The sequence below is a fragment of the Roseivivax halodurans JCM 10272 genome (assembly GCF_000521785.1).
Classification (GTDB): domain Bacteria; phylum Pseudomonadota; class Alphaproteobacteria; order Rhodobacterales; family Rhodobacteraceae; genus Roseivivax; species Roseivivax halodurans.
Window position 1 is genome coordinate 1 of record NZ_JALZ01000022.1, and the last position, 13,151, is coordinate 13,151.

At 68.7% G+C, this 13,151-nt stretch carries 16 protein-coding genes; 10 read left to right on the forward strand and 6 right to left on the reverse strand.

Going from position 1 to position 13,151, the window contains the following annotated elements:
- Positions 1 to 131: 131 nt before the first annotated feature.
- The 5 genes from budC (at position 132) to OCH239_RS15790 (ending at position 3,723) form a co-directional block, all read left to right on the forward strand.
- A complete protein-coding gene (gene budC / locus OCH239_RS15770) occupies positions 132 to 890 on the forward strand; it encodes a meso-2,3-butanediol dehydrogenase (RefSeq protein ID WP_037264690.1) in 759 nt (252 codons plus the stop codon).
- 73 nt (positions 891 to 963) lie between these two features.
- Complete coding sequence (locus tag OCH239_RS15775) at positions 964 to 1,443, forward strand: GNAT family N-acetyltransferase (protein WP_037264691.1); 480 nt, start codon at positions 964 to 966, stop codon at positions 1,441 to 1,443.
- Entirely contained in the window at positions 1,440 to 1,742 is a 303-nt protein-coding gene (locus OCH239_RS15780) for a hypothetical protein (protein WP_037264692.1), read from the forward strand. The genes OCH239_RS15775 and OCH239_RS15780 overlap by 4 nt, the downstream gene beginning before the upstream one ends.
- Positions 1,742 to 2,587, forward strand: coding sequence for a DMT family transporter (locus OCH239_RS15785; RefSeq protein ID WP_037264693.1), 846 nt, complete (start codon positions 1,742 to 1,744; stop codon positions 2,585 to 2,587). Before OCH239_RS15780 ends, OCH239_RS15785 begins: the two co-directional genes overlap by 1 nt.
- A complete protein-coding gene (locus tag OCH239_RS15790) occupies positions 2,584 to 3,723 on the forward strand; it encodes an alpha-D-ribose 1-methylphosphonate 5-triphosphate diphosphatase (protein WP_037264697.1) in 1,140 nt (379 codons plus the stop codon). The genes OCH239_RS15785 and OCH239_RS15790 overlap by 4 nt, the downstream gene beginning before the upstream one ends.
- Here the strand turns inward: OCH239_RS15790 and OCH239_RS15795 are convergent, their stop codons facing one another.
- The 3 genes from OCH239_RS15795 to OCH239_RS15805 form a co-directional block, all read right to left on the reverse strand.
- Positions 3,724 to 4,791, reverse strand: coding sequence for a 5-(carboxyamino)imidazole ribonucleotide synthase (locus OCH239_RS15795; RefSeq protein WP_037264704.1), 1,068 nt, complete (start codon positions 4,789 to 4,791; stop codon positions 3,724 to 3,726). It abuts the gene before it with no gap.
- Between the two features lie 23 nt (positions 4,792 to 4,814).
- Positions 4,815 to 5,312: a 5-(carboxyamino)imidazole ribonucleotide mutase gene (purE, locus tag OCH239_RS15800; RefSeq protein ID WP_037264706.1), complete on the reverse strand. Its 498-nt coding sequence runs from the start codon at positions 5,310 to 5,312 to the stop codon at positions 4,815 to 4,817.
- Between the two features lie 64 nt (positions 5,313 to 5,376).
- Entirely contained in the window at positions 5,377 to 5,601 is a 225-nt protein-coding gene (locus OCH239_RS15805) for a YdcH family protein (protein ID WP_037264708.1), read from the reverse strand.
- A gap of 181 nt (positions 5,602 to 5,782) precedes the next feature.
- Between OCH239_RS15805 and OCH239_RS15810 the strand changes: the two genes are divergently transcribed.
- Positions 5,783 to 6,196, forward strand: a complete 414-nt coding sequence (locus OCH239_RS15810) for an Hsp20 family protein (protein WP_037264714.1) — start codon at positions 5,783 to 5,785, stop codon at positions 6,194 to 6,196.
- 5 nt (positions 6,197 to 6,201) lie between these two features.
- A complete protein-coding gene (locus OCH239_RS15815) occupies positions 6,202 to 6,429 on the forward strand; it encodes a DUF1150 family protein (RefSeq protein ID WP_037264719.1) in 228 nt (75 codons plus the stop codon).
- A gap of 107 nt (positions 6,430 to 6,536) precedes the next feature.
- Here the strand turns inward: OCH239_RS15815 and OCH239_RS15820 are convergent, their stop codons facing one another.
- Positions 6,537 to 8,249, reverse strand: coding sequence for a bifunctional sulfate adenylyltransferase/adenylylsulfate kinase (locus OCH239_RS15820; RefSeq protein WP_037264721.1), 1,713 nt, complete (start codon positions 8,247 to 8,249; stop codon positions 6,537 to 6,539).
- Between the two features lie 292 nt (positions 8,250 to 8,541).
- Here OCH239_RS15820 and OCH239_RS15825 point away from each other — a divergent pair, with 292 nt between their 5' ends.
- Complete coding sequence (locus OCH239_RS15825) at positions 8,542 to 9,960, forward strand: amidase (RefSeq protein WP_037264728.1); 1,419 nt, start codon at positions 8,542 to 8,544, stop codon at positions 9,958 to 9,960.
- Positions 9,961 to 9,989: 29 nt separating this feature from the next.
- Entirely contained in the window at positions 9,990 to 10,391 is a 402-nt protein-coding gene (locus tag OCH239_RS15830) for an ectoine synthase (RefSeq protein WP_037264731.1), read from the forward strand.
- Between the two features lie 274 nt (positions 10,392 to 10,665).
- Here the strand turns inward: OCH239_RS15830 and trxB are convergent, their stop codons facing one another.
- Entirely contained in the window at positions 10,666 to 11,673 is a 1,008-nt protein-coding gene (trxB, locus tag OCH239_RS15835) for a thioredoxin-disulfide reductase (RefSeq protein ID WP_037264733.1), read from the reverse strand.
- A 203-nt stretch (positions 11,674 to 11,876) separates the two neighbouring features.
- On the opposite strand from trxB, the gene OCH239_RS15840 reads away from it, so the two are divergent.
- Positions 11,877 to 12,377 (forward strand): Lrp/AsnC family transcriptional regulator, encoded by a 501-nt coding sequence (locus tag OCH239_RS15840; RefSeq protein ID WP_037264736.1) that lies wholly within the window; start codon positions 11,877 to 11,879, stop codon positions 12,375 to 12,377.
- On the opposite strand, the gene OCH239_RS15845 is transcribed toward OCH239_RS15840, so the two are convergent.
- Positions 12,369 to 13,148 (reverse strand): Hint domain-containing protein, encoded by a 780-nt coding sequence (locus OCH239_RS15845; protein WP_084782533.1) that lies wholly within the window; start codon positions 13,146 to 13,148, stop codon positions 12,369 to 12,371. The two genes, OCH239_RS15840 and OCH239_RS15845, sit on opposite strands and share 9 nt — an antisense overlap.
- Between the last annotated feature and the right edge of the window lie 3 nt (positions 13,149 to 13,151).

Below are 13,151 nucleotides of genomic sequence, written 5' to 3' on the forward strand. Positions count from 1 at the left end.
CAACATTTACGTTAGGGGCTGGCGCTCCGGCGGTCCCTTTCGCGTTTCCGAGGCCGGGTGACATGCGGGCGGAACGGCTGCGCTCTGCATCTGTTCTGTCGGGAATGGATTGCAGACGCAGGAGTAGACGAATGACCCGTTTCGAGAACAGAACCGTCGTCGTGACCGGAGCCGGCTCGGGCATCGGCGCCGCAACCGTGCGCCGCTTTCACGACGAGGGCGCGAACGTGGTGCTCGTCGGACGGACCGAGGAGAAGCTGACGGCGGTTGCCGAGGGGCTGGACCGCACGATCTGCGTGTCGGCCGACGTCGGGGACGAAGAGGATTGCCGGCGCGTCGCCGAGAAGGCGCGCGAGGCGTTCGGGCCGGTCGACGTGCTCGTGAACAATGCCGGCACCGTGGCGCAGGGACGCGTGGACGAGGTCGCGCCCGATGAGTGGGACACGACGATCCGGACCAACCTCACCGGCGTTTACCAGATGAGCCGCGCGGTGATGGGCGATCTCATGGACCGCGGCGGGTCGATCGTGAACACCTCGTCGGTGTCCGGCACCGGCGGCGACTGGTCGATGATGGCCTACAACGCCGCGAAGGGCGGGGTGACCAACATGACCCGGGCGATGGCGCTCGACGCCAAGCGCACGGGGGTGCGCGTGAACGCGGTCTGCCCGTCGATGACCGACACCGACATGGCGGCGGGCATCAAGGACAACGAGGAGAATTTCGAGATCTTCAAGGGGCGCATCCCGCTCGGCCGCCCGGGCGAGCCCGAGGAGGTCGCGGACGTGATCGCGTTTCTCGCCAGTCACGATGCGCGTTTCGTCAACGGCGTCAACCTTCCCGTCGATGGCGGGCTTTCGGCCTCGAACGGACAGCCGGACATGGCCTGAGACGCGGCGCTGTGCTAACCGCTGTCGCGCCGTCCCGGGAGGGGCGGCGCGATTTTCGTGTGCGGAGTGGGCGATGCTGAACAGGCGGTTCGTGCGGGACATGCAGGCGGGCGAGGAGGATGCGGTGGACGCGCTCCTGCGAGCCGCATTCGGAGGTGCGGACGAGGCAAAGCTCGTGCGCGCGCTCCGCCGCTCCGGCGACATCGCGGGCGAATGCGTCGTACCGGGCGAAGACGGGATCGACGGCTATTTTGCGCTCTCTGCGATGCGGAAGCCGGAAGGATGGCTCTGCCTTGCGCCGGTCGCGGTGGCGCCCGAACGGCAGGGCGAGGGCATCGGCCGCCGGATGATGGGGTTTCTCACCGCCTGGGCGATGCAGGCCGGGCAGACGATCGTCGTGCTGGGCGAGCCCGGATTCTACGAGCGCGCCGGGTTTTCCGTCGCGCGTGCGGCGAAGCTGACCTCGCCCTATCCCGTGGACCATACCGCCATCGCGCGGCCGGGCGAGGACGTGCCGGCCGAGACGCTGGTCTACCCGAAGGCCTTCGGATGAGCCGGAAGGATCCGCGCCGGGCGCTTCTGGTGCCGCTCGATGCCAAGGGTGTCGCGGCCTTGCGGGCCATCGCGCGTGGCGGGAGCCTCGGCGATGCGGTGCGGCGGGTTGCCGAGCGTCATTCGGGGCCGGTTCGGGCGGCCCCCGTCGCGCCGCTCCGCAGGCTGCCGGTGCAATTGCCCCGGGCCCTGCTCGCGCGGATCGAGGCGAGCGCCGCCGCGGCGGGACGTACTCCCGCCGATCTGCTTGCCGGGATGGTCGCCGCCGCCGGTCGGTCCGGGCCACCGGAGGTCCGCTGATGCGGCTCTTCCTGCTTGTCGCCCTCACCATGAGCGCGTTTGCGGCCAATTCGGTGCTGAACCGGATGGCGCTGGTGGACGGTGCGATCGATCCCGGGCTCTTCGGGACGGTGCGGCTCTGGTCCGGGGCGTTGATGCTGGCGGTGCTGTGCTTCGTGACGAAGGGTGGTCTGAGGCTCGGCGGGCCGAGGCGCGCGATCGGCGTCGGGGCGCTTCTTCTCTACATCTACGGCTTCTCGGGGGCCTATCTGGTGCTCGATGCCGGGCTCGGGGCGCTGATCCTCTTCGGGTGCGTGCAGGTGACCATGTTCGGCGGCGGGCTGATCGGCGGAGAGCGCCCGCCCGCGCGGCGCTGGGTCGGGGCGGGGCTCGCCTTTGCCGGGCTCGTCTGGCTGCTCTGGCCCGGGGCGGGCGTGGAGGTCTCGCTGCCGCACGGCCTTGCCATGGCGGCGGCGGGGCTCGGCTGGGGCATCTACTCGCTCGCCGGGCGCGGGCAGGGTAATCCGCTGATGAGCACGGCGGCGAATTTCTGTCTCGCGGCGCCGGTCGGGATCCTGATCGGGCTGCTCCTGCCGGGGACGGGGGCGATGAGCCTTGCGGGGCTGGCGCTCGCGGTGCTGTCGGGAGCGGTCACGTCGGGGCTAGGTTACGCGCTCTGGTATACGGTGCTGCCGCGGCTCGCTCCGAGCGTCGCGGCCGTGGCGCAGCTGACCGTTCCGCCGATCGCGATCCTGGGCGGGGCGCTGTTGCTGGGCGAGGCGCCCTCGGCGGCGTTCCTTGCGGCTTGCGGGATCGTCCTCGGGGGCGTCGCGCTGTCGGTGCTGCCGCTCGGACGGGCGCGATGAGCCTGTCGCTGACGCTGCAGGGGGCGGAGGTGCTGCGTCCCGAAGGGTGGAGCGATGCACCGCTCGGGATCTCGGGCGGGGTCATCGTCGAGGCGGACGGACGCGCGGTGGATCTGTCGGGCTACCGCGTGCTGCCGGGGATCGTCGATCTGCACGGCGACGGGTTCGAGCGGCATGTCGCGCCGCGCCGGGGGGCGCTGCGCGAGACGCGGGGCGGCCTGATCGCGACCGAGGCGGAGCTTGCCGCGAACGGGATCACCACCGCGTGGCTGGCGCAGTTCTGGTCCTGGGAGGGCGGCCTGCGTGGCCCCGAGTTTGCCGAGGCGATATTCACTGCCTGGGGCGAGATGCGCGGGAGCGTCGCGACCGATCTGCGCGTGCAGCTCAGGCTCGAGACGCATATGGTGGACGATTTCCACCGCGTCGCCGAGACGGTGGCGCGGCACGGGATCGGGTACCTCGTGTTCAACGACCACCTGCAGCACGGGCGGCTCGCCGAGGGGCGCAGGCCCAAGCAGATGACCGGGCAGGCGCTGAAGAGCGGGCGCAGCCCCGAGGCGCATTTCGAGTACATGCTGGCGCTGCACGGACGGGGCCCCGAGGTGCCGGAGGCCTGCGCGGCGCTCGCGGCCCGGCTGGCGGAGCGGGGAGTCGCGCTCGGCAGCCACGACGATTCGACTGCGGAGGGCCGGGGGGGCTGGCGCGGGATCGGCGCGCGGATCGCGGAGTTTCCCGAGACGCTGGAGGCGGCGGAGGCCGCACGCGCGGGCGGAGACGGCATCGTGATGGGCGCGCCGAACGTGGTGCGCGGGGCGAGCCACAAGGGCAACGTGCGGGCGCTGGAGCTGATCGAGGCGGGGCTCTGCGATGCGCTGGCCTCGGACTACCATTACCCCGCGCCGCTTTCGGCCGTGCGGCGGATCGCGGAGCTGGGGGTGCTGGACCTCGCGGAGGCGTGGAGGCATGTGTCGGAGGGGCCGGCGCGGGTCATGGGGCTGACCGACCGCGGACGGATCGAGGAGGGGCGGCGCGCCGACCTCGTGATCCTCGACGGCGAGGGCCGCGTCGCGGCGACGCTGGCGGGCGGGCGCGTGACCTACATGTCGGGGGCGGTGGCCGAGCGCTTCATCCGCTGATCAGCGCAGGATCCGGTTCACGTGGCCCATCTTGCGGCCCGGGCGCGCCTCGCCCTTGCCGTAGAGATGCAAGGCGGTGTCGGGCTCTCCGGCAAGCTCCTGCGCGCGGGCTATGTCGTCTCCGATCAGGTTCTCCATCACCACGTCGGCGTGCCGCTGCCCGTCGCCGAGCGGCCAGCCCGCGATGGCGCGGATGTGCTGCTCGAACTGGTCGACGGCGCATCCGTTCTGCGTCCAGTGGCCGGAATTGTGCACCCGCGGCGCGATCTCGTTCACGACGAGGCCCGACGGCGTGACGAAGAGCTCGACCCCGAGCACGCCGACATAGTCGAGCGCGTTCAGGATGCGGCCCGCGAGGAGCACCGCGTCGGTGCGCTGCGCGACGGTGAGGCGGGCGGGAACGGAGGTGGTGCGCAGGATGCCGCCCTCGTGCACGTTCTCGCCGGGATCGAAGCAGGCGACCTCGCCGCCGAGGCCGCGGGCGGCGATGACCGAGACCTCGCGCTGGAAATCGACCACGCCTTCGAGCACCGACGGCGCGCCCTGCATCGCGGCGAGTGCTTCCTCGGCCTCACCCCAGGAGCCGATGCGCGCCTGCCCCTTGCCGTCGTAGCCGAAGCGGCGGGTCTTGAGGATCGCGGGCGCGGGGATGCTCTCGAGCGCGGCTTCGAGGGATTGGGCGTCGTGGACGTTGGCGAAGGGCGCGACGGTGAGGCCGAGACCCTCGAGGAATTCCTTTTCGGTCAGCCGGTCCTGGCTGACGCGCAGCGCCTCGCGGCCGGGGCGGATCGGGCGCGCGGCCTCGATCCGGTCGAGCGCGTCCGTGGGGATGTTCTCGAACTCGTAGGTGACGACGTCGACCGAGGCGGCGAAGGCGTCGAGCGCGTCGTGGTCGTCGAAGGCGGCTGTGGTCACGGCATGGGCGACGTCACCGGCGGGGGGCTGCTCTCCGGGGTCGTAGACATGGGTGCGAAAGCCGAGACGGCTCGCCGCGACGGAGAGCATCCGGCCGAGCTGGCCGCCGCCGAGGATGCCGATGGTGCTGCCGGGGGCGAGGGCGTCTGTCATGGGGCGGGCCTTTCGGAAAGCGTTCAGTCGTCCTGCGGGGCGTCGGGGATCGCGGCCGAGAGCTCGGCCCGCCACGCGATCAGGCGTTCGGAGAGGGCGGGGTCACCGAGCGCGAGGATCTGCGCCGCCATCAGGCCCGCATTGGCGGCGCCCGATGGGCCGATGGCCATGGTCGCGACGGGAAAGCCGCGCGGCATCTGGACGATGGAATAGAGGCTGTCGACGCCCGAGAGCGCCTTGGACTGCACCGGCACGCCGATCACCGGCAGGGGCGTCTTGGAGGCCATCATGCCCGGCAGGTGCGCCGCGCCGCCCGCACCCGCGATGATGACGCGGATGCCGCGGCCGGCGGCTTCGGTGCCGTAGGACCAGAGCCGGTCGGGCGTGCGGTGGGCCGAGACGATGCGCGCCTCGTGGGTCACGCCGAGCGTGTCGAGGATCGTTGCCGCCTCCTTCATGGTGGGCCAGTCGGACTGGCTGCCCATGACGATGCCGACCTGCGGCGCGTTCTCCTGGCTCATCTCGGCTCCCTCGTTCTTGGGCGCGGGTTATAGCCGTGCGGGCTGGCCGTGCAATGGGGCCCGGTCAGGCGATGATGTCGGGAAAGAGCCGGTCCTCGATCAGCGCGATGCGATCCTTGAGGTGCAGCTTCTTGCGCTTGAGGCGCTGGATGGTCAGCGCGTCACCGACTCCGCGCTCCTGCATCTCGCGGATTTCCTCGTCGAGATCGCGATGCTCGCGCTTGAACACTCCAAGCTCCACGCGGAGCACCTCGTCGGTCTTCATCGAGAGGTCAGTGAGAGCGTTCATGGCGGTCAGGATCCGTTGGCTGGAAGAGCGAAATTATCTTGCACACCATACCGCATCCCGGTGCCGCAGGGAAGTCTCGTGCGCAGTCCGGGACTTGCAGGACGACACGTCGCGACCCATATTTCCATCGGGTTGCCGGAAAGGGACCCGACAGACGGTCGCTTGCGAAAAGGACGTGTCGATGACCAAACTCACTCTGGGGTCGCATCCCCACATGCTGGGCTTCGAGCAGCTCGAGCGTCTGCTCGAACGGACCGCCAAGACCGGCAACGAAGGATATCCTCCCTACAATATCGAGCAGACGTCGGAGAACTCGTACAGGATCACGCTGGCCGTGGCCGGGTTTTGCGAGGACGACCTCTCGATCACCGTCGAGGACCGCCAGCTCGTCATCCGCGGCCGCCAGGCCGAGGACGAGGAACAGCGCGTCTTCCTGCATCGCGGGATCGCCGCGCGGCAGTTCCAGCGCAGCTTCGTGCTCGCGGACGGGGTCGAGGTGGACGAGGCGCAGATGGAAAACGGTCTGCTGCACGTGGATCTGAGGCTCTCGCGGCCCGAGACCGTGGTGCAGACCATCAATATCAGGAAAGGGTGAGTGTCATGGATACCAAGGTGAATTTCGACGCGCTCGACGAGGGCCGCACGGTCTACGTCCGCCCGGTGACGGTGGACGAGCTGCCCGACGAGGTCAGGAAAGAGGTCGAGGGGATCGACGTTCTCTACGCGGTACACCGCGCGGACGGGGAACGTCTGGCGCTGGTGAAGGATCGCGGGCTGGCCTTCGTGCTGGCGCGGCAGAACGACTTCGCGCCGGTCACGGTGCACTGAGCAGCAGGACGTTGCGGCCCTACCTGGCCTCAGACAATCCGATCGGCTGAAACGAGAACGGCGGGCCCCAGAAGCCCGCCGTTCTTTTTTTGTGTTGCGCTCAGGCTTCAGCCCGCGATGAGACCCATCGCTTCGAGCTTGAGAACCACCTGGTGGGCGCAGTTGTCGACGTCCTGGCCCTCGGTGTCGACGCGCAGCTCGGGGGTCTCGGGCACGTCATAGGGGTCGGAGATGCCGGTGAACTCCTTGATCTTGCCCTCGCGCGCGAGCTTGTAGAGCCCCTTGCGGTCGCGCTTCTCGCATTCCTCAAGAGAGGTTGCGACATGCACTTCGACGAAGGCGCCGTATTGCTCGATCTCCTCGCGGACCGCGCGGCGGGTGGCCGCGTAGGGCGCGATCGGAGCGCAGAGCGCGATGCCGCCGTTCTTGGTGATCTCGGAGGCCACGTAGCCGATGCGGCGGATGTTGAGGTCGCGGTGCTCCTTAGAGAAGCCGAGCTCCGAGGAAAGGTTCTTGCGCACGATGTCGCCGTCGAGCAGCGTCACCGGGCGACCGCCCATCTCCATCAGCTTGACCATGAGCGCGTTGGCGATGGTCGACTTGCCCGAACCCGAGAAACCGGTGAAGAACACCGTGAAGCCCTGCTTGGCCCGCGGCGGACGGGTGCGGCGCAGCTCCTTCACGACTTCCGGGAACGAGAACCATTCGGGGATGTCGATGCCTTCCTGCAGGCGGCGGCGCAGCTCGGTGCCCGAGATCGACAGGATCGTCACCTTGTCCTGGTCGACGATCTCGTCCGCGGGCTCGTACTGGGCGCGCTCCTGCACGTAGACCATGTGTTTGAACGGCACCATCTCGATGCCCATCTCGGCCTCGTGCTCCTTGAAGAGCTCCTGGGCGTCGTAGGGGCCGTAGAAATCCTCGCCCTGGCTGTTCTTGCCGGGGCCGGCATGGTCGCGGCCGACGATGAAGTGGGTGCAGCCGTGGTTGCGGCGGATGAGGCCGTGCCAGACCGCCTCGCGCGGGCCGGCCATGCGCATCGCCAGCGGCAGAAGCGACATGGTCGTGGTCGAGGCCGGGTACTTGTCGAGCACTGCCTCGTAGCAGCGCACGCGGGTGAAGTGGTCGACGTCGCCCGGCTTCGTCATGCCGACGACCGGGTGGATCAGCAGGTTCGCCTGGCTCTCGCGCGCGGCGCGGAAGGTCAGCTCCTGGTGGGCGCGGTGCAGCGGGTTGCGGGTCTGGAACGCGACAACCTTGCGCCAGCCGAGCTTGCGGAAGCGCGCGCGCAGCTCGTTCGGCGTATCGCGGCTGGCGCGGAAATCGTAATGCACCGGCTGCTGGATGCCGGTCACCGGGCCGCCGAGATAGACGGGGCCGGCGGTGTTGTGCAGGTAGTTGACCGCGGGGTGCGCGCTGTCGTCGGCGCCGAAGACCTTCTCGGCCTCGCGCGACTTGTCCGGGCTCCACTTGTCGGTGACGGTCATGGTGGCGAGGATCACGCCTTCCTGGTCGCGGAGCGCGATGTCCTGACCGATCTCGATCTTGTCGGCGAAGGCCTGACCCACGTCCAGCGTGATCGGCATCGGCCAGAGCGAGCCGTCCTTGAGGCGCATGGTCTCGACGACGCTGTCGTAATCCTCCTGGCCGAGGAAGCCTTTCAGCGGCGCGAAGCCGCCGTTCATCAGCAGCTCGAGGTCGCAGATCTGCCGCGGGCTGAGGTCGTGGCTGACGAGATTGCCAGCCTCCACCTTCATCTTCTGGGCACTTTCGTAAGAGACGTAAAGCTCTGGGATCGGGGCGAGGTTCGGAAGGGACATGGCGAATGCCTTCTGGAAAAACGGGGCTTCGGTATCTGCGACCGCGCCGGGAGGGGACGCTGCGTCGCTTGCGCGCCTCCTAGCCCTGCGGAAACCGGATTTGCAAGCTGCACGGCGTTCAGGGTGAACAAAGAGACCAAAAAACCCCGCTTCGTTGCACAACCGGAACACGAGTTCGCCTGCCGATCCCACACGCGAACATTCGGATGCGGAACCACATGTGCCGGATGCCGTCAGGAACGTGGCAACCCCTCGCGGGTTGGGACCGCGTGATCAATTCAGCGGAGGGCAGATGAGCGATACCGATCTGGGCACATGTACGGCGGCGGAATTGTCCCGCCTCTACGCACGCAAGGAGGCCTCGCCGCTGGAGGCGACGCGCGCCGCGCTCGACAGGATCGAGACATTCAACGACGCCGTGAACGCCTATGTCCATGTCGACCGCGAGGGCGCCGAGAAGGCGGCCCGCGCCTCGGCGCAGCGCTGGGGCCGGGGCGAGCAGCGCTCGCCGCTCGATGGCGTCCCGGTGTCGATGAAGGATCTCACCGAGGTTGCCGGCATGCCGGCGCGGGACGGCTCGCTGCTGACCTCGGACGAGCCCTGCGAGACCGACGCGCCGCCGGCGGCGCGGATGCGCGAGGCGGGAGCGGTGATCCTCGGCAAGACCAACACGCCGGAATTCGGTTGGAAAGGCGTGACCGACAACCGGGTCTTCGGTCCGACCCGCAACCCCTGGGATACCCGTCTGACGCCAGGCGGTTCCTCGGGCGGGGCGGCAGCGGCCGCGGCGCTCAACATGGGCGCGCTCCACCAGGGCGGCGATTCGGGCGGGTCGATCCGCATTCCCGCTTCGTTCACCGGGACGTTCGGCTTCAAGCCGACCTTCGGCTGGACACCGCAATGGCCGCCGGCGAACGTGCCGACGCTCAGCCATATCGGTCCGCTCACCCGCACGGTCGAGGATGCGGTGATGATGCTGAACATCATCGGGCGCTACGATCACCGCGACCCGTATGCCACGCGCGGTATGCCGGAGGATTGGGGGCGCGACATCGGCGAGGGGCTGAAAGGTCTCAAGATCGCCTATGCCCCGACGCTGGGAGAGGTCGAGGTCGATGCGGAGGTCGCCGCCCGGGTACTCGAGGCGGCCGAGAAGTTCGAGGCGCTCGGCGCCGAGGTGGTGGAGACCCAGCCGCCCGATTTCGACTGCCCTATCGAGACGTTCAAGAAGATCTGGTGGACCGCGTCGCGCGACGTCTACCTCAAGCTCTCCGAGGCGGATCGCGACAGGCTCGACCCGGGGCTCGTGGACAACGCGATCTCGGCCGAGGCCTGGACCGCCGTCGACCTCTTCCGGGCCGAGGCCGCCCGCGCCGCGCTGACGCAGAAGCTCGAAAAGTTCAATCAGGAGTACAATCTCCTGCTCTGCCCCACCGTGCCGATCCCGCCCTTCCGGGCCGACCACGACGTGCCGCCGGGCTCGGGCATGACCGACTGGATCGAGTGGTCGCCCTTCACCTACCCGTTCAACCTCAGCCAGCAGCCCTGCTGCTCGGTCCCCTGCGGGTTCACCGACGCGGGCCTGCCGGTGGGCTTCCAGCTCTGCGGCGGCAAGTACGACGACGTGCGCGTGCTGCGCGCCGCCCATGCCTACCTGGCCGAGCATCCCGCGCGGTTCCCGACCGTGCCGGACCCGGCCGAGACCGCCTGATATCATCACAGCACTGCAAGGAGATACCGATGATCGTTCGCGACCAGAAGGATGCCGAAAGCACGGCCGTCGACGAGGAGAAGTTCGTCTCGAAGCGCTATACTTTGCGCCGCGACGGGATGGGGCACTCGGTCCACGAGACCTACATCAAGCCCGGGCAGGAGCTGCACATGTGGTACAAGAACCACAAGGAGACGGTGATCTGCACGGAAGGCAAGGGCCGTATCCAGGATCTGACCGAGGGCGGGACCTGGGATCTCGAACCGGGCGTGCTCTATGCGCTCGACAAGCACCAGAAGCACATCCTCTCGAGCGAGGAGGGCATGACGGTGCTCTGCGTCTTCACGCCGTCGCTGGTCGGGCCCGAGGACCACGACGCGGAGGGCAGCTATCCACTCTACGAGGACGACGGCACCGTCGTGAAGCACTGACCTTCGGGCGCGCCGCCCGGGCGGCGCGCTCTTGTGATCCGGGGGGAGTGCCTCCGGCGGGGATATTTCGGTCAAGAAGAAGCGGGCGCGTGGCCACCTGCGGTTGGGGCGGACCGCCTCCGGCGGGAGTATTTCTGCCAAGAAGAAGGGGGCGTGCGCAGGTTCCGGGGGCCTCCGAGATGCCGGCCGGGACCTGGCTTTGACCGCTGCTCGCTGGCCCAAGGGGCGCGCGAGGAAGGCCGCGCCGGGGGCGGCCTTCTCGCTCCGGGGCGCCTTATTCGGCGGCCGAGTCGACCGGGGCGCCGTAGCCGAGCGGTTCGGTCTCGTCCTTGCCCTCGACGATGTCCTGCTCGGAGAGCCAGCGTTCCGCCTCGAGTGCGGCCATGCAGCCCATGCCCGCGGAGGTCACCGCCTGGCGGTACTTGTGATCGGTCAGGTCACCGGCGGCGAAGACGCCCGGGATCGAGGTCTCGGTGCTGTCGGGCTTGGTCACCACGTAGCCGCCCATATGCGTTTCGAGCTTGTCCTTCACGAGCTCGTTTGCTGGGGCGTGGCCGATGGCGATGAAGACGCCCTTGGCGGGGATCTCGCGGATCTCGCCGGTCTTGACGTTCTTCACGCGCACGCCCTCGACGCCGAGCGGGCTCTCGGTGCCGGTCACCTCCTCGAGCCCGTGGTCCCAGAGCATCTCGATCTTGGGGTTCTTGAAGAGGCGGTCCTGCAGGATCTTCTCGGCACGCAGCTCGTCGCGACGGTGCACCAGCGTGACCTTGGAGGCGAAGTTGGTGAGGAACAGCGCCTCCTCGACCGCGGTGTTGCCGCCGCCGACGACGACGATCTCCTGGCCGCGGTAGAAGAAGCCGTCGCAGGTGGCGCAGGCCGACACGCCGAAGCCCTTGAACTTCTCCTCGGAGGGCAGGCCGAGCCATTTCGCCCGCGCGCCGGTGGCGAGGATGATCGCATCGGCCTCGTAGATCGTTCCGCTGTCGCCATGCGCCTTGTAGGGGCGCGTCTCGAGGTCGAGCGAGGTAATGTAGTCGCCGATGATCTCGGTGCCCATGGCGTGGGCATGCGCCTCCATCCGGACCATGAGGTCGGGGCCCTGAACCTCGGTGTCGCCGGGCCAGTTTTCTACGTCTGTCGTGGTGGTGAGCTGGCCGCCGGGCTCGATCCCCTGCACGAGGATCGGCTCGAGCATGGCGCGGCTCGCATAGACGCCCGCGGTGTAGCCCGCGGGGCCGGAGCCGATGATGAGAACCTTCGTGCGGCGCGTGTCGGACATGGGACGGGCCTTTCGTGACTGTGTCCGGGCGATATAGGCGAGATGCCGCAGGCATGAAAGGGTGTGTCGGCGGCGGGCCGACTGCCTCACGGGCCGGCACCGACGCTCTTTTTCTTCGTAATAATCTTGTGCTCCCTTGAAACTTTATTGCGTCCGGACTTAGTCGAGAGTAAGGAAACCGCAGGACCATCAGGGGGACGTCGATGCCGGGCCACCGTCTCGATGAGATCGATCGCAAGATCCTCGCCGAACTGCAGCAGGACGGGCGCATGACCAACGTGGAGCTTGCGCGACGCGTCGGGATCTCGGCGCCGCCGTGCCTGCGTCGGGTGCGCGCGCTCGAGGAACAGGGATTCATCCGCGGATACCATGCCGAGGTCGATCCGAGGGAGCTCGGCTTCGAGGTTCAGGTCTTCGCCATGGTCGGGCTGCAGAGCCAGGCCGAGGCGGATCTGTCGGCATTCGAGGCGCGCTGCCGGTCCTGGCCGCTCGTGCGCGAGTGCCACATGCTGAACGGCGAGGTGGATTTCATCCTGAAATGCGTCTCGCCCGACCTCTCGACCTTCCAGAGCTTCCTGACCTCGCAGCTTCTGACCGCGCCGAATGTCGGGTCGGTCAAGACCTCGCTGGTGATCCGCGGCGCCAAGGACGAACCGGGCGTGCCGTTCGAGGTGCTCGAGGAGCGGCTGTCCCGCTCAGCGTGAGCCGAGGTTCTCCAGCACCTCGCGCGAGGTGCGCGGCAGGCTGAGCTCGCCGAAACCGTCGAGCCCCCTTAGATGCGGGAAGAGCGTCAGGAACGTCTCCGCATGCGCCTCGCCGAGCTGACGGCGGATCCCCGTGCCCGGGTGATAGGTCTCCATCAGCATGCCGCCGACGCGGATCAGCGCGTGTCGACGCGTCGCGAGATGATAAAGCCGGACCGTGCCGGCCGGGGTGACGGGTACGAAACGCTCGCCGTCACGGTAATCCGAGACCGGGACAAGCACCCGCGACAGGCCGATCAGGGTCTTGAGGCGGGCGTTCTCGACCATCATGCGCGCGCCCGGCCCGAGGATCAGGTCGCTGTCCGGCCGCCCCGGGGCGAGCGCGTCTTCGACGACGCGGGTGAGCCCTGTGAGCGCACTGCCCTCGCTCCGGACGCCCGGAACGAAGCTCGTGCCGCCGATCCAGACCACCGGTTCGGGGCCGGTCGTCGTCTCGACATAATCGCCGGGACGGAGATCCTCGACCGCAACCGGGCCGAGCGTGGTCTGCAGGACCGTGCCGCGGGCGAAGGCGGCCGTCGCCTCCTCGAAGACCGGCAGGGCAGGCGCCGTCACGGCGACGTGGACGACGGTCAGATCGGCGCGCAGCGCGGCGGCCTCGTAGTGGCGGGTGTCGCGAGCCGTAGGTCCTGAGCAGGCGGCGGGTCCGTTCGGGTCGCGGAGACGGCGTGCGGCGTCGTGGTCCGTTCGGACAGAGGCAGGACTGGTCATCTG